General features: G+C 68.7%; 19 protein-coding genes. 9 read left to right on the top strand and 10 right to left on the bottom strand.

Annotated elements, in window-relative coordinates:
- Positions 1 to 63: 63 nt before the first annotated feature.
- Together J2851_RS04415 and J2851_RS04410 are read right to left on the bottom strand one after the other, a co-directional pair.
- On the bottom strand, positions 64 to 1425 hold the full coding sequence (locus J2851_RS04415; RefSeq protein WP_209764490.1) for an HlyD family type I secretion periplasmic adaptor subunit: 1362 nt from the start codon (positions 1423 to 1425) through the stop codon (positions 64 to 66).
- A 60-nt stretch (positions 1426 to 1485) separates the two neighbouring features.
- Positions 1486 to 3135, bottom strand: coding sequence for a type I secretion system permease/ATPase (locus tag J2851_RS04410; protein ID WP_343206565.1), 1650 nt, complete (start codon positions 3133 to 3135; stop codon positions 1486 to 1488).
- 295 nt (positions 3136 to 3430) lie between these two features.
- Here J2851_RS04410 and hutH point away from each other — a divergent pair, with 295 nt between their 5' ends.
- Positions 3431 to 4978: a histidine ammonia-lyase gene (gene hutH, locus J2851_RS04405; RefSeq protein WP_209764486.1), complete on the top strand. Its 1548-nt coding sequence runs from the start codon at positions 3431 to 3433 to the stop codon at positions 4976 to 4978.
- Between the two features lie 152 nt (positions 4979 to 5130).
- Positions 5131 to 5661, top strand: coding sequence for a peroxiredoxin (locus J2851_RS04400; protein ID WP_209764484.1), 531 nt, complete (start codon positions 5131 to 5133; stop codon positions 5659 to 5661).
- A 52-nt stretch (positions 5662 to 5713) separates the two neighbouring features.
- Here J2851_RS04400 and J2851_RS04395 read toward each other — a convergent pair whose 3' ends face one another.
- Together J2851_RS04395 and eno are read right to left on the bottom strand one after the other, a co-directional pair.
- Positions 5714 to 6502 (bottom strand): rhomboid family intramembrane serine protease, encoded by a 789-nt coding sequence (locus J2851_RS04395; RefSeq protein WP_211114222.1) that lies wholly within the window; start codon positions 6500 to 6502, stop codon positions 5714 to 5716.
- Between the two features lie 165 nt (positions 6503 to 6667).
- Complete coding sequence (gene eno, locus J2851_RS04390; RefSeq protein WP_209764482.1) at positions 6668 to 7945, bottom strand: phosphopyruvate hydratase; 1278 nt, start codon at positions 7943 to 7945, stop codon at positions 6668 to 6670.
- 294 nt (positions 7946 to 8239) lie between these two features.
- Between eno and pqqA the strand changes: the two genes are divergently transcribed.
- The 5 genes from pqqA to pqqE are packed head-to-tail and all read left to right on the top strand — an operon-like array spanning position 8240 to position 11477.
- The gene (gene pqqA / locus J2851_RS36660) at positions 8240 to 8320 is read left to right on the top strand and encodes a pyrroloquinoline quinone precursor peptide PqqA (protein WP_014240199.1); all 81 of its coding nucleotides are present in this window, start codon (positions 8240 to 8242) and stop codon (positions 8318 to 8320) included.
- Positions 8321 to 8375: 55 nt separating this feature from the next.
- A complete protein-coding gene (pqqB, locus tag J2851_RS04380) occupies positions 8376 to 9305 on the top strand; it encodes a pyrroloquinoline quinone biosynthesis protein PqqB (RefSeq protein WP_209764480.1) in 930 nt (309 codons plus the stop codon).
- Positions 9302 to 10078: a pyrroloquinoline-quinone synthase PqqC gene (pqqC, locus tag J2851_RS04375; RefSeq protein WP_209764477.1), complete on the top strand. Its 777-nt coding sequence runs from the start codon at positions 9302 to 9304 to the stop codon at positions 10076 to 10078. The genes pqqB and pqqC overlap by 4 nt, the downstream gene beginning before the upstream one ends.
- Positions 10075 to 10371: a pyrroloquinoline quinone biosynthesis peptide chaperone PqqD gene (gene pqqD / locus J2851_RS04370; RefSeq protein ID WP_209764476.1), complete on the top strand. Its 297-nt coding sequence runs from the start codon at positions 10075 to 10077 to the stop codon at positions 10369 to 10371. Before pqqC ends, pqqD begins: the two co-directional genes overlap by 4 nt.
- The gene (pqqE, locus tag J2851_RS04365) at positions 10368 to 11477 is read left to right on the top strand and encodes a pyrroloquinoline quinone biosynthesis protein PqqE (RefSeq protein WP_209764475.1); all 1110 of its coding nucleotides are present in this window, start codon (positions 10368 to 10370) and stop codon (positions 11475 to 11477) included. The genes pqqD and pqqE overlap by 4 nt, the downstream gene beginning before the upstream one ends.
- Positions 11478 to 11565: 88 nt before the next feature.
- On the opposite strand, the gene J2851_RS04360 is transcribed toward pqqE, so the two are convergent.
- Complete coding sequence (locus tag J2851_RS04360; protein ID WP_209764474.1) at positions 11566 to 12009, bottom strand: ComEA family DNA-binding protein; 444 nt, start codon at positions 12007 to 12009, stop codon at positions 11566 to 11568.
- A gap of 106 nt (positions 12010 to 12115) precedes the next feature.
- Between J2851_RS04360 and J2851_RS04355 the strand changes: the two genes are divergently transcribed.
- Entirely contained in the window at positions 12116 to 12859 is a 744-nt protein-coding gene (locus J2851_RS04355) for a DUF1194 domain-containing protein (RefSeq protein ID WP_246500402.1), read from the top strand.
- Between the two features lie 6 nt (positions 12860 to 12865).
- Here J2851_RS04355 and kdsA read toward each other — a convergent pair whose 3' ends face one another.
- The 5 genes from kdsA to tpiA form a co-directional block, all read right to left on the bottom strand.
- Positions 12866 to 13696, bottom strand: coding sequence for a 3-deoxy-8-phosphooctulonate synthase (gene kdsA / locus J2851_RS04350; protein ID WP_209764472.1), 831 nt, complete (start codon positions 13694 to 13696; stop codon positions 12866 to 12868).
- Between the two features lie 185 nt (positions 13697 to 13881).
- On the bottom strand, positions 13882 to 14592 hold the full coding sequence (locus J2851_RS04345) for a dienelactone hydrolase family protein (protein WP_209764470.1): 711 nt from the start codon (positions 14590 to 14592) through the stop codon (positions 13882 to 13884).
- A 145-nt stretch (positions 14593 to 14737) separates the two neighbouring features.
- On the bottom strand, positions 14738 to 16366 hold the full coding sequence (gene pyrG / locus J2851_RS04340; protein ID WP_209764468.1) for a CTP synthase: 1629 nt from the start codon (positions 16364 to 16366) through the stop codon (positions 14738 to 14740).
- Positions 16367 to 16527: 161 nt separating this feature from the next.
- Entirely contained in the window at positions 16528 to 16869 is a 342-nt protein-coding gene (gene secG / locus J2851_RS04335) for a preprotein translocase subunit SecG (RefSeq protein WP_209764465.1), read from the bottom strand.
- 161 nt (positions 16870 to 17030) lie between these two features.
- A complete protein-coding gene (gene tpiA, locus J2851_RS04330) occupies positions 17031 to 17786 on the bottom strand; it encodes a triose-phosphate isomerase (protein ID WP_209764463.1) in 756 nt (251 codons plus the stop codon).
- A gap of 239 nt (positions 17787 to 18025) precedes the next feature.
- Between tpiA and J2851_RS04325 the strand changes: the two genes are divergently transcribed.
- Entirely contained in the window at positions 18026 to 19915 is a 1890-nt protein-coding gene (locus J2851_RS04325; RefSeq protein ID WP_209764461.1) for a peptidylprolyl isomerase, read from the top strand.
- The last annotated feature ends 18 nt before the right edge of the window (positions 19916 to 19933 follow it).

Raw genomic sequence — 19933 nt, 5'->3', positions numbered from 1 at the left:
CCGGGGAAGCCGCCCTTTCCTTGTCGAGAACCAGTGTCGAGAACCGGTCGGGTCCTTCCGGAATTACTCCTGGATGAAGGCCTTCACGTAGGTGCTCTTGATCGGCTGGATCAGGTAGTCCAGCGGCGTGCGGGCCGACAGGACGATGCGGGCCTCGACCGGCATGCCGGGCTTGATCTTCAGGTTGTGCACCTGGTGGGAATCGCTGTCCTGCAGGCGGATGCGCGCGATGTAGTTTTCCTGCCGGGTGATCGGGTCCATCATCCGGTCGGCGGACACGTAGGTCACCGTGCCGTCCAGGGAGCCGACGACGCGGCTGTCGTAGGCGGTCAGCTGCACCTTCACGGGCAGGTCGACCGTCAGCGACTTGATGTCCTTCGGCTGCACCTTCACCTCGGCCAGCAGGGCGCGCTCGTCCGGGATGATGTCCATGATCGGCTCGTTGGCGGTGATCGTTCCGCCCGCGGTCCAATGGTTGTGCATCACCACCGTGCCTTCGTCCGGCGCCTTGATCGCGCGCGTCTCCAGCCGGTTCGCGGCGTCGCGGATCTGCTCCGCCAGCTTTACGATGTCGCCGCGGGCCTTTTCCAGATCGACCAGCACCTTCTCGCGGAAGTCGTTCCGGCGGCGCAACAGGTCGCCTTCGGCATCGACCGCGGCTTGCTTGGACTGGGCGATGCGCGCCTCCAGCTCCCGGTCGCGGCCCATCAGTTGAGCCAGTTCCTTCTGCTGCTCGACCAGCTTGGTGCGGGTCGAGTTGCCGCGGGACAGCAGGCCCTGGGTGATGCGCTGGTCTTCCTCGCTCAGCGCGATCTCGCGGGCCAGGAACTCGCGCTGGCTCTGAAGGCTGACGCCCTCCTCGCGCAGAGTCGCGACGCGCTCCTTGGTCAGGCGGGCCTCGGTGTCCAGCTGGTTGCGGCGGACCTGGAACAGCGTGTCCTGGTTGGCCATCAGCTTGTCGACCGTGCGGTCGGCGCCGCGGCGGCGGGACAGGTCGTCCGGCCACTGGATCTGCGGCTGCTCGAACAACTCGGCGGTCAGGCGGGCTTCCAGGGCCAGCGTCTCGATCCAGGAGGTGGTGAGGACCTGGAGCTTGGTCGCCGCCTCGGTGCTGTCGAGGCGAATGAGGACCTGACCGGCCTTCACCTTGTCGCCTTCCTTGACCAGGACTTCGTCGATCGGGGCGGTCTCGGTGTGCTTCACGGTCTTGCGGCCGGTTTCCGGAGCCAGGGCGCCGGACGCCATCACCGCGCTGTGGAGCGGCGCCAGGGCGGCCCAGGCGGTCATGCCGCCGAAGCCAACCGCGAGCACCAGGAAGCCGCCGGTCAGAAGCCCGCTGACCCGGGTGTCGGGGACCAGCGCGCGGAGCGCGCTGAGCGACGTCATCGTCTTCGTCTTGTAGGAATGCAGGGTGATGTCGGTCATGGAATTCGGTCCTTAATCGCCTGGGCCTTAATCGGCTGGAGAAGCTGCTTCAGGTCGGCGTCAGCCGGCCGCGCTCTGCTGCACCGGCGCGGGGCCGATGTTGCGCAGGCGGGCCCAGTTGGCGCCCTGCTGCTGCTGCTCCTGGCGTTGCGGAAGTTCGACCGCCATGCCGTTCTTCAGCACAAAGGTCTTGTCGGACAGGTCGACGAAGGCCGGGGAATGGGTCAGCACGATGGTGGTGGCGCCGCGGGTCTTGGCCTCGGTGATGAACTCGCGCACCGCCTTGTGGCCAATCTCGTCCATGCCGGCCGACGGCTCGTCGAGCACCATCAGCGGCGGGTTGGCGAAGCCGGCGCGGGCCAGCGCGATCAGACGGGCCGAGGCGCCGGTGATCGGGAAGAAGGGATCGGCGACGTCCGTCTCGTAGCCGTTCGGCAGCGTCTCGATCCACTCGTGGATGCCGGCGCGCTTGGCGGCGTCCTCGACCTGCTCGCGGGTCGCTTCGGTGAAGCGGGCGATGTTCTCGGCGATGGTGCCGGGCAGCAGGTCGGCGTTCTGCGACATGTAGCCGATGCCGTGCGCCGGCTCGTCCGGGTTCAGCGAGGCGAGCGCCAGGCCGCCCAGGCGGACGGTGCCGGCCGACGGCACGGCGACACCGGCCAGCAGGCGCGCCAGGACCGACTTGCCCGACCGGTTGGGACCGGCGATGCAGATGGTCTGGCCCGGCTCGATCGACAGGGTGACGCTGCGCAGGATCGGCTTCTGGTCGCGCGGCGAGACGAACAGCAGGTTCTCCACCGTCAGGCGCTCGCGCTCCACCGGGACCGCCGGGCGGGCCGGCTCACGCGACAGGCGCTTCAGCAGCGGGTACAGGCGGCGGAAGGCCTGGTAGGACTTCAGCAGCTGGCCCCAGGCGCCGGCCGTCTGCTCGACGGGGGCGAGGCCGCGGCCGACCAGCATGGAGGTGGCGATCATGCCGCCGAAGGACAGGTGCTGCTCGATCACCAGCCAGGCGCCGACGCCGGTCACGCAGATCTGCAGGATCATGCGCACCCACTTGGTCACGGCGCCGATGGCGGCCGAACGCTCGGTGGAGCGGCCCTGCAGGGCGGACGAGGTCAGGGAGTCCCGGGTGCAGGCGTCCAACGCGCTCGGCCCCATGCGCAGGCCGCGCACGGTGTCGGACTTGGTCAGCAGCGCGTCGAACAGCTTCTGCGACCGGCTGGCCGGCAGCTTGCCCTCTTCGGCGAAGCCCTTGACGGCCCAGTGGCTCAGGAAGCCCATGAAGGCCATGATCGCCATGGAGACGACCAGCAGGGCGGCCAGCAGCGGGTGGATCAGGTAGATGCCGATCACGTAGAGCGGCGCCCAGGGCAGATCCATCAGGGCGGGGATCGACGGACGGGTCAGCGCGCCCTTGACCTCCATGAGGTCGTTCAGCGGCGCACTGTCCGGACGACCCCGGCCGGCGGCCTCCAGCACGTCCGCGGTCAGGCGGCGGCGCCAGGCCACGTCCAGCGCGTTGCCGGCGCGGCACAGGATGCGGGAGCGGACGGTTTCCATGGCGGCGATCAGCGACAGGGCGATCACCACGATCACCGTCAGCATGACCAGCGTCTCGATATTTCCGGACGGGATGGCCCGGCTGAACACCTGAAGGGAATACAGCGGCATCGCCAGCATCAAAGCGTTGATGGCGGCGCTGAACACAAAGGCACCAACAAGTATCCTGGAGAAATAGCGCCCCCCGAACGTCATTTCTTTATCGGCCTTTTCAGAACCGCGATTAAATAGACGAGGCATTTATAGCCCTCCAATTGTCACCGTTTGAGGCAGTGCCCACTGGATGCAGGCGAGGCCTAATTGACGCGACCTTGGTAAATGAAATCTAAAGATTGACCCACATCACAGGTTTGCCACCGAAAACCACCCCCTTTGCGCAGAACAGGTCGGAACCTCATGTGAAGGGGAGGACGTTTCCGCAAGTACCCGAGGGGAAGAAGGCATGAACGACACGCTGACGCTGGAACCCGGCCATTTGACGCTGGCGGACCTGCGGCGGATCGCGCGCGGTCCGGTCGCGCTGATGCTTGCGGCCGGCGGCATCCCGCGCATCGAGGCGTCGGCCCGCACCGTGGCGGAGGCGGCGGGCGGCGACCGGGCCGTCTATGGCGTGAACACGGGCTTCGGGCTGCTCGCCCGCAAGCGCATCCCGCCCGACCAGGTGCGGGAGCTGCAGCGGCGGCTCGTCCTGTCGCACTGCGCGGGCACGGGGCCGGACCTGCCCCCGGCCGTGGTGCGGCTGATCCTGGCGCTGAAGGCCAACGCGCTGGCCCGCGGCCATTCCGGCGTGCGGGTGGCGGTGATTGAGGCGCTGCTGGCGCTGTTCAACCGCGGGGTCCTGCCGGTGGTGCCGGCCAAGGGCTCCGTCGGCGCGTCCGGCGACCTCGCCCCCCTCGCCCACCTCACCGCCGTGCTGATCGGCGAGGGTGAAGCGGACATCGACGGGGAACGACTGCCGGCCGCCGAGGCGCTGGCCCGCGCCGGCCTGTCCCCGCTGGTGCTGGAGGCGAAGGAGGGGCTGGCTCTGCTCAACGGCACGCAGGTGTCCACCGCGCTCGGCCTCGTCGGGCTGTTCGCGGCGGAGGACGCCTTCGGCGCCGCGCTGGTGGCGGGCGCGCTCAGCGTCGACGCCGCGCTGGGCAGCGACGGGCCGTTCGACGCGCGCATCCACGAGCTGCGGGGCCAGCCCGGGCAGCGGGAGGTGGCCGCCGTCTACCGCGGCCTTCTCCAGGGCAGCGCCATCCGCGACTCCCACCGCGGTGACCATGGGACGGTGCAGGACCCCTACAGCCTGCGCTGCCAGCCGCAGGTGATGGGCGCGGTGCTCGACCACATGCGATTCGCCGCCGGCGTGCTGGAGCGGGAGGCGAACGCGGTGTCCGACAACCCGCTGGTCTTCCCGGACAGCGGCGACATCCTGTCCGGCGGCAACTTCCACGCGGAGCCGGTGGCCATGGCCGCGGACGTGCTGGCGCTGGCCATCGCCGAAATCGGCGCGCTGTCGGAGCGGCGCATCGCATTGCTGATGGACACCAACCTGTCCGGGCTGCCGCCCTTCCTGGTGGCCGACGGGGGGCTGAACAGCGGCTTCATGATCGCGCAGGTCACCGCGGCGGCGCTGGCCAGCGAGAACAAGCAGATGGCCCACCCGGCCAGCGTGGACAGCCTGCCGACCTCCGCCAACCAGGAGGACCATGTCAGCATGGCGACCCACGCCGCCCGGCGGCTGGGGGACATGGCCGACAACCTCGCCGGCATCCTGGGGATCGAGCTGCTGGCCGCCTGCCAGGGCATCGACCTGCGGGCGCCGCTCGCCTCCTCCCCCACGCTGGAACGGGCCAAGGCCCTGCTGCGCGCCCGCGTGACGCCCTGGACCGTCGACCGCGCCATGGCCCCGGACATCGCCGCCGCGAAGGCGCTGGTCGTGGCGGGGGACTTCGTCCATATCCTGCGGGACGCCGGGCTCGACGTCGCTGCCGCCCAAGCGTGAGATCCGGGCATGAGACATGAGCGCGCAGGCGGACCATCCCGGATTGGACCGGCGGCGGCGAACGGCTAAGGTCCAAATCCCATTGGTTTGGGTCTTATTCCGCCGGCCGCCCCGTCGCGGCCGCCACCGCACCAATCATTCCGGAGATGGTCATGGAAGGGCGCAAGGTCCCCCAGGTTGTGTTCAAGACCCGCGTGCGCGACGAAAGCGTCGGCGGGCCGAACCCGTTCCGCTGGCAGGACGTCAGCACCGACGAGCTGTTCGCCGGCAAGCGCGTCGTCGTGTTCTCGCTGCCCGGCGCCTTCACGCCGACCTGCTCCAACCAGCAGGTGCCGACCTACGACAAGCTCTATCCGGAGTTCAAGGAGCTTGGCATCGACGAGGTCTACTGCTTCAGCGTCAACGACGCCTTCGTCATGTTCCAATGGGGCAAGCACCTGGACGTGAAGAACGTGAAGCTGATCCCGGACGGCTCGGGCCAGTTCACCCGCCGCATGGGCATGCTGATCAACAAGGACCATGTCGGCTTCGGCCAGCGCAGCTGGCGCTACGCCATGGTCGTCAACGACGGCGTCATCGAGAAGCTGTTCGAGGAGCCGGGCATCAACGACGCCGGCCAGGGCGGCGATCCGTACGGCGAGTCGTCGCCGGAGACGGTGCTGGCCTACCTGCGCTCGCGCTGAGGCGCCGGGCCCCTCTCCCGCGCCGCGCGCGGGAGAGGGGCTTGTCCGACGCTCACCGGAACGGCCGGCGGCGGTCGCCGGCTTCCGGAACGCTGCCCCGCCGCATCGCTGCCCCCGGGGGCAGCACGGCGAAGGCCCGGCTGTGCGCCGGTTCCAGCAGCGGCACGTTCGGCCGCTTGAAGAAGGGGATCAACACGACCCCGGCCACGAATCCGCCGACATGCGCCCAAAAGGCCACCCCGCCGTCGCTGGTCGTCGGCGTGGACAGGCCGCTGAGGATCTGGCCGAGGAACCAGACGCCCAGCACCAGGATCGCCGGCACGGTGATGATCCGGACGATGATGATGAACCAGAACAGCACACCGACATTCGCCCGGGGGTGCAGCACCAGGTAGGCGCCCAGCACGCCGCCGATGGCCCCGCTGGCGCCCAGCATGGGAATCTCCGACGTCGGGTTGGCGAAGGCCTGCGCCAGCGCCGCGGCCGTTCCGCACAGCAGGTAGAAGACCACGAAGCGGCCCCGCCCCATGCTGTCTTCGACGTTGTTCCCGAAGATCCAGAAATACAGCATGTTCCCGGCGATGTGCAGGAAGCCGCCGTGCATGAACATCGACGTGACGATGGACAGCCAGGGCGGGATCACCCGCAGCGGCTGCGGCAGTTCGGCATGGCCGAACAGGACCGCCGGCACGACGCCGAAGGAATAGACGGCCAACTGCTCCCCCCGCTGCCCGAGCGAGAGCTGCCAGAGGAAGACCAGCACGCACAGCGCGATCACCGCAATGGTGACGACCGGCGTCCGCCGCGTCGGGTTGTCGTCGTACAGCGGAAGGAACAGCATCGGCCGGGCCTATGGTTGCGGGGTACCCCCTCCATACGATGGCGACGGCGTCCTGTTCCGCCAAGCTCCCCCAGCGTCGCACCCGGACCCTGAAAACACGACGAGGGGCCCCAATGGGACCCCTCGCGCGTTCCAGCGGGGGCTTACGCCCTCGCCTGTTAGACATCAGGCCTTCAGGATGCCGCGGCCGGCGAAGCGGGATGCGGTGCCCAGCATCTCCTCGATGCGGATCAGCTGGTTGTACTTGGCGAGGCGATCGGAGCGCGACAGCGAGCCGGTCTTGATCTGGCCGCAGTTGGTGGCGACGGCGAGGTCGGCGATGGTGCTGTCCTCGGTCTCGCCGGAGCGGTGCGACAGCACGGCCGTGTAGCCGGCCTTGTGCGCCATGTCCACGGCCTCCAGCGTCTCCGACAGCGTGCCGATCTGGTTGACCTTGACCAGGATCGAGTTGCCGACACCCTTCTTGATGCCCTCGGCCAGACGGGCCGGGTTGGTCACGAACAGGTCGTCGCCGACCAGCTGCACCTTGTTGCCGATGGCGTCGGTCAGGGCCTTCCAGCCCTCCCAGTCGTCCTCGGCCATGCCGTCCTCGATCGAGATGATCGGGTAGCGGCCGATCAGGTCCGCCCAGTAGGCGACCATCTGCTCGCTGCTGAGCGACTTGCCCTCGCCGGCCAGCTCATACTTGCCGTTCTTGAAGAACTCGGTGGAGGCGGCGTCGAGCGCCAGCATGACGTCGTCGCCGGGCTTGTAGCCGGCGGCCTCGATGGCCTTCATGACGAAGCCGAGCGCCTCGTCGGTGGAGGCGAGGTTGGGGGCGAAGCCGCCCTCGTCGCCGACGTTGGTGTTGTGGCCGGCGTCCTTGAGCTTCTTCTTGAGCGCCTGGAATATCTCCGAGCCCATGCGGACGGCCTCGGCGCCGGAGGTGGCGCCGACCGGCATGATCATGAATTCCTGGATGTCGATCGGGTTGTCGGCGTGGGCGCCGCCGTTGATGATGTTCATCATCGGCACCGGCAGCAGCGTGGCGAAGGCGCCGCCGACATAGCGGAACAGCGGCAGCGCGGCCTCTTCCGCCGCGGCCTTGGCGACGGCCAGCGACACGCCGAGGATGGCGTTGGCGCCGAGACGGCCCTTGTTCGGCGTGCCGTCCAGTTCGATCATCGCCAGGTCGATCGCGCGCTGGTTGGAGGCGTCGAGACCCGCCAGGGTGTCGAAGATCTCGCCGTTCACCGACTCCACGGCCTTCAGCACGCCCTTGCCGCCGTAGCGGGACTTGTCGCCGTCGCGCAGCTCCACGGCCTCATGCGCGCCGGTCGAGGCGCCCGAGGGAACCGCGGCGCGGCCGAAGGCGCCGGATTCCAGCAGGACATCGACCTCCACGGTCGGGTTGCCGCGGCTGTCGAGGATCTCGCGGGCGTGAATTTCGGTAATGGCGCTCATGATTGGTTTTTCCTCCGCGTTGCGCGCGTATTCCGGGCGAAAAAAGAAGCGCGGGGGCTTGATAGCCCCGCCGGAGGGGGGATGCAAGGCCGCAGGGGCGGAAAATCGATCGGATAGGCAGGCTGACCGAAGGCCATTCCAAGACTGCCCTACCCGGTTGAGCCGTCTGCCTCCTTCCAAAGTCGCATAGACCAGCCGGACCGGGGCTCGTAGCGTTTCAAGGTTCGCTGGCCAAGGTTCGCTGGTCCGGCGAACGCAACGCCCAACCCGGCACCCCACGCGGAGGAACGCACCATGAAGACCTGGCGGAAGCCCCAGATCGTCGAAATCGCCGTCGGCACCGAGATCAACGCCTACGCTTGCGCCCGCCTTTGATCCTGGCGCGCCCGTTGTGGAACCCGCCGCCCCATTGCCTTAGGGGGAATCCCCGATGCTGACGATCCTGGTCCTCGGCTCCGCGGCGGGCGGCGGGTTTCCGCAATGGAACTGCAACTGCGACGGCTGCCGCCGCGCCCGCTCCGGCGACCCCGCGGCAAAGCCCCGCACCCAGTCCTCGCTGGCGATCAGCGGCGGCGACGGGCGCTGGGTGCTGCTGAACGCCTCGCCCGACCTCGGGCACCAGATTCGCGCGAACGCCGCGTTGCACCCCAAGGACGGCATCCGGCACAGCCCCATCGCCGCCGCGGTGCTGACCAACGCCGACATCGACCACGTCGCGGGCCTGCTGACCCTGCGCGAGTCGCAGCCCTTCGCCATCTACGCGACGGAGCGCGTGCACTCCGTGCTGGCCGCGAACTCCGTCTTCCGCGTGGTGAACCCGGAACTGGTCCCGCGCCGCGCCGTCGCGCTCGACCGGCCCTACGTCCCCGCCGACGCCGACGGCGTTCCCCTGCCCTTCGAGATCGAGGCCTTCGCCGTGCCCGGCAAGGTTGCGCTCTATCTGGAGGACCCGGCCGCGGCCGGATTCGGCTCGGTCGCCGAGGACACGGTGGCCCTGCGCATCCGCGATCTGAACAGCGAGGCGGTGTTCTTCTACATTCCCGGCTGTTCCGCCATGCCCGGCTGGCTGGCCGACCGGCTGCGCGGCGCGCCGCTGGTGCTGTTCGACGGCACCACCTGGACCGACGACGAGATGATCCGCGCCGGCACCGGCACCAAGACCGGCCAGCGCATGGGCCACATGGCGATGTCCGGGCCGGAGGGCTCCATCGCCGCCTTCGAAGGGCTGGGTGTGCGCCGCAAGGTCTTCATTCACATCAACAACACCAACCCGGCACTGCTTGACGACTCGCCCGAACGAGCCGCGGCCGAAGGTGCCGGCTGGGAGATCGCCCAAGACGGGATGGAGTTCACCCTATGACCAGACTGCTGTCGCGTGAGGAATTGGAACGCGAGCTGCGCGCCATCGGCGAGCGCCAGTACCACGACCTGCATCCGTTCCACAAACTCCTGCACGGTGGTAAGCTGAAGCGCGGGCAGGTCCAGGCCTGGGCGCTGAACCGCTTCTACTATCAGGTCTCGATCCCGAAGAAGGACCTGTCCCTGATGGCGCGCATGGACGACCCGGCGCTGCGCCGCGCCTGGATCCGCCGCGTGCTGGACCACGACGGCTTCGGCGAGGAGACGCAGCGCGAGGAAGGCAAGGTCGGCGGCATCGAGCGCTGGCTGCGCCTGACCGACGGGCTGGGGCTCGACCGCGACTATGTCATGTCGCTGAAGGGCATCCTGCCGGCCACGCGCTACGCCGTGGACTCTTACGTCAACTTCGTTTCGACCAAGAGCACGCTGGAGGGCATCGCCTCCTCCCTGACGGAGCTGTTCGCGCCGGCCATCCACCGGGAGCGCATCGCCGGCTTCGAGGCCTATTACGCCTTTGCCAACGACGCCACCCTCTCCTACTTCCGCAAGCGGTTGGACGAGGCGCCGCGCGACGTGGAGTTCGGGCTGGAATACGTCCTGGAGAACGCCCGCACGGCGGAGCAGCAGCAGCAGGTCATCGCCGCCCTGCGCCACAAGGCGGAGCTGCTGTGGGCCCAGCTGGACGCGCTGCACCACGCCTATGTGTTCCCCGGCCTCATCCCGCCCGGCGCCTTCGTGCCGGACGACATGGAGCCGCCGGTCTACACGCGATGACGGCGCCGCAGGAGGTATCGGTCGGCGAGGACGACCGGGTGCGGCTGGCGCCCGGCGTTATGCTCCGCCAGGACCGGGTGCGCAACCACTGGCAGCTGCTGGGGCCGGAGCGCGTGCTGGTCCTGGACGACATCGCGCTGGAGGTGGTGCGGGCGACAACGGGGCAGCCGGTGACGGTGCGTGAGGCCATCGACGCGCTGGCCGCCCAGTTCGACGCCCCGCGCGCGGAGATCGCCGCCGACGTGCGGGAGGTGCTGGCCGACATGATCGCGAAGGGGTTCCTGACCCGATGACGGCCCATTGCAGCACCGGCACCACGCTTGAGCCGCCGCTGGCGATCCTGGCGGAGTTGACGCACCGCTGCCCGCTGCGCTGCGCCTACTGCTCCAACCCGTTGCAGCTCGACCCGGCCAGCCGGGAGCTGGACACCGCCACCTGGTGCCGCGTGCTGGACGAGGCCGCGGAGATGGGCGTGATCCAGGTCCATTTCTCCGGCGGGGAACCGACCGCCCGCAAGGATCTGGAGACGCTGGTCGCCCACGCCACGCAGGCCGGGCTGTACGTCAACCTGATCACGTCGGCGGTCCTGCTCGACCGGACGCGGCTGAAGCGGCTGCGCGACGCCGGGCTCCAGCATGTGCAGGTCGGCTTCCAGGACACGGTCGCGGACAAGGCGGAGCGGATCAGCGGCTTTCCCGGCGGGCATCCGAAGAAGCTGGAGGTGGCGCGGGACGTCACGGATCTGGGGCTGGCGCTGACCGTCAACGCCATTGTCCAGCGCCACAACATCGACCGCGTCGACGACTTCATCGACATGGCGCTGGACCTCGGGGCCGGGCGCATCGAGATCGCGAACGTCCAATATTACGGCTGGGCGCTGAAGAACCGCGGCGCGCTAATGCCGACGCACGAGCAGCTGATCCGCATGGACGAGCGCGTGCGCGCCCGCCTGCCGGAGCTGAAGGGTCGGCTCGTCGTCGATTACGTGGTGCCGGATTATTACGGCAAGCGCCCGAAGGCGTGCATGGGCGGCTGGGGCAGCAAGTTCCTGAACATCAACCCCAGCGGCGCCGTGCTGCCCTGCCACGCGGCGGAGACCATCCCCGGCCTGACCTTCGACCGGGTGACGGAGCGCCCGCTGGCCGACATCTGGGCGAACTCCGCGGCTTTCCAGCGCTACCGCGGCACCGACTGGATGCCGGCGCGCTGCCGGTCCTGCGACCAGAAGGAGGTCGACTGGGGCGGCTGCCGCTGCCAAGCGCTGGCATTGACCGGCAATGCCGACAACGCCGACCCCGTCTGTGAGCTGTCGGAGCATCACGGCCTGCTGGCCGGCATCACCGCCGCGGACGGCGGCACGGCGGAAGTCCCCCTCACCTACCGCAGCTTCAGCCTGTGATTCGTAGGTTGGATGAAACCCAACACATCCTGCCATGGCGGCGTGTGTTGGGTTGCGCTTCGCTCCACCCAACCTACGATTCCGTCGTTTACTGCTTCTTTGTCGTGCCGGCGGCCGCGGTGTTCTTGGAACCGCCAACCGCCGCGATCTGGTCCTTGATTTCGCCATAGACGTTGGACGGCACGATCTTCTTGCTGACCAGTTCGTCCTTGGAGCGGTAGGGCCGGTTCTTGACGATGGCGTCGGAGCGCGCCTCGCCGATGCCCGGCAGGGTCATCAGCTCGTCCTTGCTGGCGGTGTTGATGTCGATGACTTTCGACGACTTCGAGGTCGAGGCCCCCGTGCCCGTCGTGGAGGACGGGGCCGTGGATCCGCTGGTGGCCGGCGGAACCGGCTTGGCCTGCGGCGTCGGCGCCGTCGGCGGTGCGGTCCGATTGGTGGTGGAGGGGCTGGTCGTCGTCGATTGGGCCAGCGCCGGAACGGCGAGCAGGGCTCCAACGGCGGCGATGGCGCACAGGCGGGTCAGCTTCATGGCATCCTCCATGTCTGGTGCACCCCGGGGTTCGCCCCACGGGGGTGCCCGCGAACGCTCCACCGTAAGCACGGCGTTCGCGATGCCAAGGCAACGTCCGAGGCCGATGGACGTTCCCTACGGCATGGATTCGCGCATGGGCAGGGCCTGGATTGCCGCCGTTCTCGCGTTCGCCGCCATCCTGTGGGCCGGCGGCAGCCGGGCGCAGGGTGCGGCGGCGCTTGAACTGGTGCTGGCGGTCGACGCATCGACCAGCGTCGACGGCGACCTGTTCGATTTCCAGCTGCGCGGCCACGCCGCCGCCTTCCGCGACCGCAAGCTGGTCGAGGCGATCAGCGGCCACGGCGGCGGGATTTCCGTCACGCTGGTGCAATGGTCCGATCCGTCGGCCTTCCGCGTCCTGATCCCCTGGACGGACATCGCCGATTCCGCCGGGGCCGCGCGGTTCGCCGCCGCCATCGACTCCCTGCCGCGCCGCCCCCTGCGCGGCAGCACGGGAATCGGTGCCGCCATGCTGAACGCGGCCGGGCTGTTCCGCAGCGCCGGTGAAGGCGGGCCGCGGCGGGTCATCGACATCGTCAGCAACGGCTACAACAACATCGGCATCACCCCCGACGCGGCGCGCGAGCGCATCCTGGCCCAGGGGATCACCGTCAACGGGCTGGTCATCCTGGACGAGGTGCCGTGGCTCGCCGACTATTTCGCGGCGCACGTCATCGGCGGGACGTCCGCCTTCGTGGCGGTGGCCGACAACATGGCGAGCTTCGGCCGCGCCCTCCTCGACAAGCTGATCTGGGAGATCACCGAGCAAAGCCCCGCGGCCATTCAGACCGCGGAACGCCCGGAATGAGACGCCTTACAGGCCCTTCGCCAGCTTGTCGAAGTCCTGGAGCCGCGCCAGCAGGGCCGGCATGTCCTTCAGCGGGACCATGTTCGGGCCGTCGCTGGGGGCAAAGTCGGGGTTCTCGTGCGTCTCCATGAAGACCGCGGCGACGCCGACCGCGATGGCGGCGCGGGCCAGCACCGGCACGAACTCGCGCTGGCCGCCCGAGGTCGTCCCCTGCCCGCCCGGCTGCTGGACGGAGTGGGTGGCGTCGAACACCACCGGGAAGCCGGTTTCCGCCATGATCGGCAGGGCGCGCATGTCCGACACCAGCGTGTTGTAGCCGAAGCTGGCGCCGCGCTCGCACAGCAGCACGCGCTCGTTGCCCGAGGCAACGAGCTTGGCGGCAACGTTCTTCATGTCCCACGGCGCCAGGAACTGGCCCTTCTTCACGTTCACCGCGCGGCCGGTCTTGGCCGCCGCGACGAGCAGGTCGGTCTGGCGACAGAGGAAAGCCGGGATCTGCAGCACGTCCACCGCTTCGGCCACCGGGGCGCACTGGTCGGGCTCGTGCACGTCGGTGATCACCGGGCAGCCGAAACGTTCGCGGATCTCGGCGAAGATCGGCAGCGCCTTGTCCATGCCCAGGCCGCGGGCCGTGCTGATGGAGGTGCGGTTGGCCTTGTCGAAGGAAGACTTGTAGATCAGGCCGATGCCCAGCTTGCCCGTCATCTCGACGATCGCCGCCGCCGTCTCCAGCGCGTGCTCGCGGCTTTCCATCTGGCACGGACCGGCGATCAGCGTGAAGGGCCGGTCGTTGGCGATGGTCAGGTCGCCGATCTGGACGGTCTTGGCGGTGGTCATCTCATGCTCCCAAAAGCAACAAAAATCCCCTCTCCCCTCTGGGGAGAGGGTTAGGGTGAGGGGGTTGCGCATCTTCCGGACGTACCAAGATGGCGCCCCCCCTCACCGGCCCTTCGGGCCACCCTCCCCCCAGAGGGGAGAGAGCTACTCTCTCACCCTTCCATCCCAGATCAGGGGGATCCGGGTCAACCCAGATGCTGCTTGAAGAAGGCAGCCGTGCGCCCGTTGGCGAGGTCGGCGGTCTGCTGGTCGTAGTGCTCGCCGCCGACGCGGGCGAAGGCGTGGTTCACGCCGGGATAGACGTGCGCGGTGACGTTCGGATTGCCCTTCACCGCGGCCAGCACCTTGTCCCGCGCCTCCGGCGGAACGAACTTGTCCTGCTCCGCGATGTGCATCAGGAGCGGCTTCTTGATGTTCGGCACTTCGCCGGTCAGCGTGTCCAGCATGACGCCGTAGTAGCTGACGTTGGCGTCAGAATCGGAGCGCGTGGCCATCATGAAGGCGAGCCGCCCGCCGAGGCAGTAGCCGACGGAGCCGGCCTTACCGTTGCTGTCCGGGCTCTGGCGCGCCCAGGCGAGCGTGGCCTTGAGGTCGTCCACGGCCTTGTCCTGGTCCATGCCGTTCAACAGCTCGAAGGCGCGGTTCCATTCCTCCTGCGTCTTGTCGGTCAGCTGGATGCCCGGCTGTTGCCTCCAGAACAGGTCCGGACAGACGGCCAGGTAGCCCTGGGCGGCGAAGCCGTCGCACAGGTCGCGCATGACCTGGTTCACGCCGAAGATTTCCTGGATGACCACGATGGCGGGCGCCGGGCCGCGCGCCTGGCTCCCTTGCGCCGGCTTCGCCACATAGGCCGAAAAGCTGCCGCCGTCCGCGGCCTGGATGCTGATGTCGGTCATGCCCGTACCCCTTTCCGTTCTTTTGGTTTCCAGCCCTCAACGCGCAAAAACGGCGGCCGTTGGCTCGGCCGCCGTTCTCACTATAGCCTCAAGACCCGGAATCTGGAGCACGCGGGGGAGTCATCAACTCCCCCGTCCGTTCAGGTCAGACCAGCCGGCTCTGCTCGATCGCCGCCTTGATGAAGGAGGTGAAGAGCGGGTGCGGGTCGAAGGGCTTCGACTTCAGCTCCGGATGGAACTGCACGCCGATGAACCAGGGGTGGTCCGGGATTTCGACGATCTCCGGCAGTTCGCCGTCGGGCGACAGGCCCGAGAAGAGCATGCCGCACTTCTCCAGCCGCTCCTTGTAGTAGACGTTCACCTCGTAGCGGTGGCGGTGCCGCTCCGTGATGTCGGTCATACCGTACACCTCGGCGACCTTGCTGCCGGGGACCAGCTTTGCCGGGTAGGTGCCGAGCCGCATGGTGCCGCCGAGGTCGGTGCCCTCCGTGCGCTTCTCCAGCATGTTGCCGCGCATCCACTCGGTCATCAGGCCGACGACCGGGTTGCCCGGCTTGCCCAGCTCGGTGGAGCCGGCGTCGACGATGCCGGCCATGTTCCGCGCCGACTCGATCACCGCCATCTGCATGCCGAAGCAGATGCCGAAGTACGGCACCTTGCGCTCGCGCGCGAACTGGGCCGCGCGGATCTTGCCCTCCGTCCCGCGGGAGCCGAAGCCGCCCGGCACCAGGATGCCGTGCACGTTCTCCAGCTTCTGGACGGCGCTGTCGTCCTCGAAGATCTCCGAGTCGATCCAGTCGAGCTTGACCTTCACGTTGTTGGCGATGCCGCCGTGGGTCAGCGCCTCGGCCAGCGACTTGTAGCTGTCGAGCAGGCTCGTGTACTTGCCGACGACGGCGATGGTCACCTCGCCCTGCGGCTTGCGCACGCGCTCCATGATGTTGGTCCAGCGCGAGAGGTCCGGCTTGCCGGCGGTCGGCAGGCCGAAATACTCCAGCACCTGGGTGTCGAAGCCTTCCTCGTGGTAGCTGATCGGCACCTGGTAGATCGAATCGACGTCCAGCGCGGCGATGACCCGCTCCGGCCGGATGTTGCAGAACAGCGCGATCTTCTTGCGCTCGTTCTCCGGAATCGGGCGGTCGGCGCGGCACAGCAGGATGTTGGCCTGGATGCCCATGCCCAGCAGCTCCTTCACGGAATGCTGCGTCGGCTTGGTCTTCAGCTCGCCGGCGGTCGGAATGTAGGGCAGCAGGGTCAGGTGGATGAACAGCGCGTTCTCCGGCCCGACCTCGTTGCCGAACTGGCGGATGGCCTCCAGGAAGGGGGTCGACTCGATGTCGCCCACCGTGCCGCCGATCTCGCAGAGGATGAAGTCCTCGTCGGTCGTGTCGGCGCGGATGAAGTCCTTGATCTGGTCGGTGACGTGCGGAATGACCTGCACGGTGGCGCCCAGATAGTCGCCGCGCCGCTCCTTGGCGATCACGGTCGAATAGATGCGGCCGGTGGTGATGTTGTCGCCGCGGCGGGCCGGAACGCCGGTGAAGCGTTCGTAATGGCCGAGGTCGAGGTCGGTCTCAGCGCCGTCGTCGGTCACGTAGACCTCGCCGTGCTGGTACGGGCTCATCGTTCCGGGGTCAACGTTCAGGTACGGGTCCAGCTTGCGGAGCCGCACCTTGTAGCCGCGCGCCTGGAGGAGCGCCCCCAGCGCCGCCGACGCCAGACCTTTGCCCAGCGAGGAAACGACGCCACCGGTGATGAAGATGTAGCGAGTCATGTCCGTCCGAAGACCTTGAGAGCCAGATCCGTTCCCCGAGCGAGGATGCGCCCCGGACTAGTCCAAGATGCGCGTTCCTCAAAAGAAAGAGGCGGCTTCGGGGGAGGCCGCCTCTCGCGTCAGACCCGGTCGGTGCCGCGCCGTCGTAGCTGGGCGCGTCCTTACTGGGCGACCGGCGGGGCGGGCTGCGCCGGCGCGGCCGGCTGGGCGGGAGCGGCCGGAGCGGCGGGCGCCGCCGGCTGGGCCGGCATGGTGTCGATGATCGAGGCCGGCTGGGTGTGCGCCCCCGCCAGGATCGCCAGGATCATGCTGGTCGCCATGAAGCAGCCGGCCAGGATGCCCGTGGTCCGCGTCAGCAGGTTGGCGGTGCCGCGGGTGGTCATCATGCCACCCATGTTGCCGCCGCCGATGCCGAGACCGCCGCCTTCCGACCGCTGGATCAGGATGACCCCGACGAGCGCCAGAGCGATCAGCAGGTGAATGACCAGAATCACCGATTCCATGCAACCCGTTCCCTTGAGCTCATCCCAAGGCGATCCCAGGGGATCGCCCAACTCAACGCGGGGCAGCCCCAAAGGACTGCCCAAACCAACAGCGCGCCACGGACCTTGGTAGGGGCCCGTGGCGCGCGCCCATCTTTTTTAGCGCGGACCGTTCCGATATGCTAGCGGCAACTGACGCCGATGGCCCAGAAATCGTCCGCCTTCAGCGAGGCGCCGCCGACCAGCGCGCCGTCCACGTTGTCGACCGCCATCAGCTCCGCCGCGTTGCCGGGCTTCACCGAGCCGCCGTAGAGGATGCGCACGGCGTCCGGCTCCACGATCTTGCCGTCCAGCTCCGCCCGGATGTGGGCGTGCATGGCCTTCACGTCGTCCGGCGTCGCGGTCTTGCCCGTGCCGATGGCCCACACCGGCTCGTAGGCGATGACCGTGTTGGCGGCGGTGGCGCCCTCCGGGATCGAACCCTTCAGCTGGGTGGACACCACGGCGTTCGCCTGGCCGGCGTCGCGCTGCGCCTCCGTCTCGCCGACGCAGATGATGGCGACCAGGCCTTCCTTGTGGGCCGCCGCCGCCTTGGCGGCGATCTCCGCATCGGACTCGCCGTGGTCGGCGCGGCGTTCGGAATGGCCGACGATGACGAAGCGGCAGCCGGCGTCCTTCAGCATCACCGGGCTGACGTCGCCGGTGTGGGCGCCGGAGGTCTTGGCGTGGCAGTCCTGCGCGCCCAGCGCCAGGGGGCTGTCGGCGATGGCCTCGTGGACCGGGAACAGCAGCGGGAACGGCGGGCAGACCAGCATGTCGAAGGCGACGACGCCCGCCCCCTTCAGCCGCCCCGCGAGGTCGGAGGCGAGGGCCAGCCCGTCGGCCTTCAGGCCGTTCATCTTCCAGTTTCCGGCGATCAGCTTGCGGCGCGCGGTCATGGGGTTCGGTCCTCCGGGATTATTGGTTGGTGTTCGGTTGTTTTGGCGAAGTGCGGACCCTGTCTAGCAAGCCGCGCGGGCATTTTCCACTCATCCAACGTCGCTGCCGAATCCGCCTTTCCGAACGCCACTTCCGGGGCGAAATGACGGGGGAAATGGGGTGTTGCCGGGCTTTCGCGGGGTGCCTATGATGCCCCGCCCGGCCGACCGGCCGAATTTCGCGCTCTCATTCGGGTCCCATGCTTCAGTTCATCCGCAATTACGCCGGTTCGTGGATCGTCAAGATCCTGTTCGTGCTCCTGATCCTCAGCTTCGGAGTCTGGGGCATCGGCGACATGATCCGCCAAGGCGGCATTTCCAGCACCGTCGCGTCGGTCGGCAAGGTGGACATCGACCGCGTCGAGCTGGACCAGGAGTTCCGCCGCCAGATGGAGCGGCTGCGCCCGATGTTCGGCGGCAACCTGACGCCCGAACAGGCGCGCCAGTTCGGCCTGCTCGACCAGTCGCTGTCGGCGCTCGTGCAGCGCGCGCTGTACGACCAGGCGGCCCGCGACGTGGGCATCTCCGTCGGTACGGACGTGGTCCGGCTGCGCATCGGCGACGAGCCGGCCTTCCGCAACCCGCAGGGCCAGTTCGACCCGGCGCTGTTCCGCAGCGTGCTGCGCAACAACCAGCTGACCGAGGATGGCTACGTCGCGATCCTGCGCCGCGAGCTGGCGCGCGAGTTCGTGGCCGGCGCGGTCAGCGCGGGCGTGGCGCCCCCGAAGGTGCTGGTGGAGGATCTCTACCGCTACCGCGGCGAGAAGCGCGTGGCCGAGCTGATCACCCTGCCGAACGCCAGCGTCGGCGACGTCGGCGTGCCCGACGACGCGGAGCTGACCCGCTATTACGAGGACCATCAGGTCCGCTTCACCGCGCCGGAGTACCGCGCGCTGACCATCGCCCAGCTGTCCCCCGACTCGCTGGCGAAGGACATCCAGATTCCCGACGACCAGCTCCGCGCCGCCTATGACGAGCGCGCGGCGGAGTTCGGCACGCCGGAGCGCCGCTCCATCGAGATGGTGGTCGTGGACGACGAGGCGAAGGCCAAGGAAATCGCCGAGGCCGCCAAGTCCAAGGGCCTGCCCACGGCCGCCAAGGACGCCGGCGTCGATCCCATCACGCTGGACAACATCGCCCGCAACGAGCTGCCGGAGATCGGCGACGCCGCCTTCGGGCTGGCCCAGGGCGCCGTCAGCGGCCCGGTCAAGTCGGGCCTCGGCTGGCACGTGCTGGCCGTCACCGCGATCCAGCCGGGCGCGACCAAGAGCTTCGAGGACGTGCGCGCCCAGCTGCTCGCCGAGATGCAGAAGGAGAAGGCGCTCGACTCCGTCTACTCCATCGCCAACCGGGTCGAGGACCAGCTGGCCAGCGGCGCGCCGCTGGACGAGGTCGCCCAGGCCCAGGGGCTGAAGGTCTCCAAGATCGCCGCCGTGGACAGCAGCGGCAAGGCGCCGGACGGGAAGAACGCCGCCCCGGACCAGCCGGATCTGCCCAACATGCTGAAGGCCGCCTTCCAGCTCGCCTCCGGTGCCACCTCCACCCTGACCGAAGGCGCCAACAACAGCTTCTTCGCGGTGCGCGTCGACGGCGTGACCCCGGCCAAGGTGAAGCCGCTGGCGGACGTGCGCGACCAGGTCGTCGCCGGCTGGCAGGAGGACAAGCGCGCCAAGGCCGCCGCCGCCAAGGCGGAGGAGATCGCCGGCAAGCTGAAGCAGGGCTCCGAGGCCGCGGCGCAGGACGTGGCGACCCAGTCCGGCGGCAGCTTCGCCATGACCGCCCCCTTCACCCGCGACGCCAAGTCGGTCGAAGGCCTGCCGGCGGAGATGGTCGGCAAGCTGTTCGCGGCCAAGCCGGGCGAGGTCGTCACCGGCGCGTCCGGCGACGCCCAGGTCGTCGCCCGCCTGAAGGAGGTCATCCCGGCCGACCCGAAGGCGCCCGACGCCAATGTGGCGAGCGTCGAGGGAACCGTCGCCCAGGGCATGGAAAGCGACATCATGGCCCAGTTCGGCAACGCCCTGCGCAAGGAATACCCGGTCGACATCCACCACGCGCGGATCGACCAGTTCTTTGCCACCGGTAACCAGTAAAACCGTCTTATCGAGGGT

It is taken from the genome of Azospirillum rugosum, assembly GCF_017876155.1.
GTDB lineage: Bacteria > Pseudomonadota > Alphaproteobacteria > Azospirillales > Azospirillaceae > Azospirillum > Azospirillum rugosum.
Note: the sequence above shows the minus strand (reverse complement) of the source record. Positions and strands in the feature narration are given on the sequence as shown.

What these genes read in the sequence shown, in the direction of transcription:
- J2851_RS04415 (WP_209764490.1), bottom strand. Translation starts at nt 1,425, where the DNA reads ATGACCGACATCACCCTGCATTCCTACAAGACGAAGACGATGACGTCG.
- hutH (WP_209764486.1), top strand. Translation starts at nt 3,431, where the DNA reads ATGAACGACACGCTGACGCTGGAACCCGGCCATTTGACGCTGGCGGAC.
- J2851_RS04400 (WP_209764484.1), top strand. Translation starts at nt 5,131, where the DNA reads ATGGAAGGGCGCAAGGTCCCCCAGGTTGTGTTCAAGACCCGCGTGCGC.
- J2851_RS04395 (WP_211114222.1), bottom strand. Translation starts at nt 6,502, where the DNA reads ATGCTGTTCCTTCCGCTGTACGACGACAACCCGACGCGGCGGACGCCG.
- eno (WP_209764482.1), bottom strand. Translation starts at nt 7,945, where the DNA reads ATGAGCGCCATTACCGAAATTCACGCCCGCGAGATCCTCGACAGCCGC.
- pqqA (WP_014240199.1), top strand. Translation starts at nt 8,240, where the DNA reads ATGAAGACCTGGCGGAAGCCCCAGATCGTCGAAATCGCCGTCGGCACC.
- pqqB (WP_209764480.1), top strand. Translation starts at nt 8,376, where the DNA reads ATGCTGACGATCCTGGTCCTCGGCTCCGCGGCGGGCGGCGGGTTTCCG.
- pqqC (WP_209764477.1), top strand. Translation starts at nt 9,302, where the DNA reads ATGACCAGACTGCTGTCGCGTGAGGAATTGGAACGCGAGCTGCGCGCC.
- pqqD (WP_209764476.1), top strand. Translation starts at nt 10,075, where the DNA reads ATGACGGCGCCGCAGGAGGTATCGGTCGGCGAGGACGACCGGGTGCGG.
- pqqE (WP_209764475.1), top strand. Translation starts at nt 10,368, where the DNA reads ATGACGGCCCATTGCAGCACCGGCACCACGCTTGAGCCGCCGCTGGCG.
- J2851_RS04360 (WP_209764474.1), bottom strand. Translation starts at nt 12,009, where the DNA reads ATGAAGCTGACCCGCCTGTGCGCCATCGCCGCCGTTGGAGCCCTGCTC.
- J2851_RS04355 (WP_246500402.1), top strand. Translation starts at nt 12,116, where the DNA reads ATGGACGTTCCCTACGGCATGGATTCGCGCATGGGCAGGGCCTGGATT.
- kdsA (WP_209764472.1), bottom strand. Translation starts at nt 13,696, where the DNA reads ATGACCACCGCCAAGACCGTCCAGATCGGCGACCTGACCATCGCCAAC.
- J2851_RS04345 (WP_209764470.1), bottom strand. Translation starts at nt 14,592, where the DNA reads ATGACCGACATCAGCATCCAGGCCGCGGACGGCGGCAGCTTTTCGGCC.
- pyrG (WP_209764468.1), bottom strand. Translation starts at nt 16,366, where the DNA reads ATGACTCGCTACATCTTCATCACCGGTGGCGTCGTTTCCTCGCTGGGC.
- secG (WP_209764465.1), bottom strand. Translation starts at nt 16,869, where the DNA reads ATGGAATCGGTGATTCTGGTCATTCACCTGCTGATCGCTCTGGCGCTC.
- tpiA (WP_209764463.1), bottom strand. Translation starts at nt 17,786, where the DNA reads ATGACCGCGCGCCGCAAGCTGATCGCCGGAAACTGGAAGATGAACGGC.
- J2851_RS04325 (WP_209764461.1), top strand. Translation starts at nt 18,026, where the DNA reads ATGCTTCAGTTCATCCGCAATTACGCCGGTTCGTGGATCGTCAAGATC.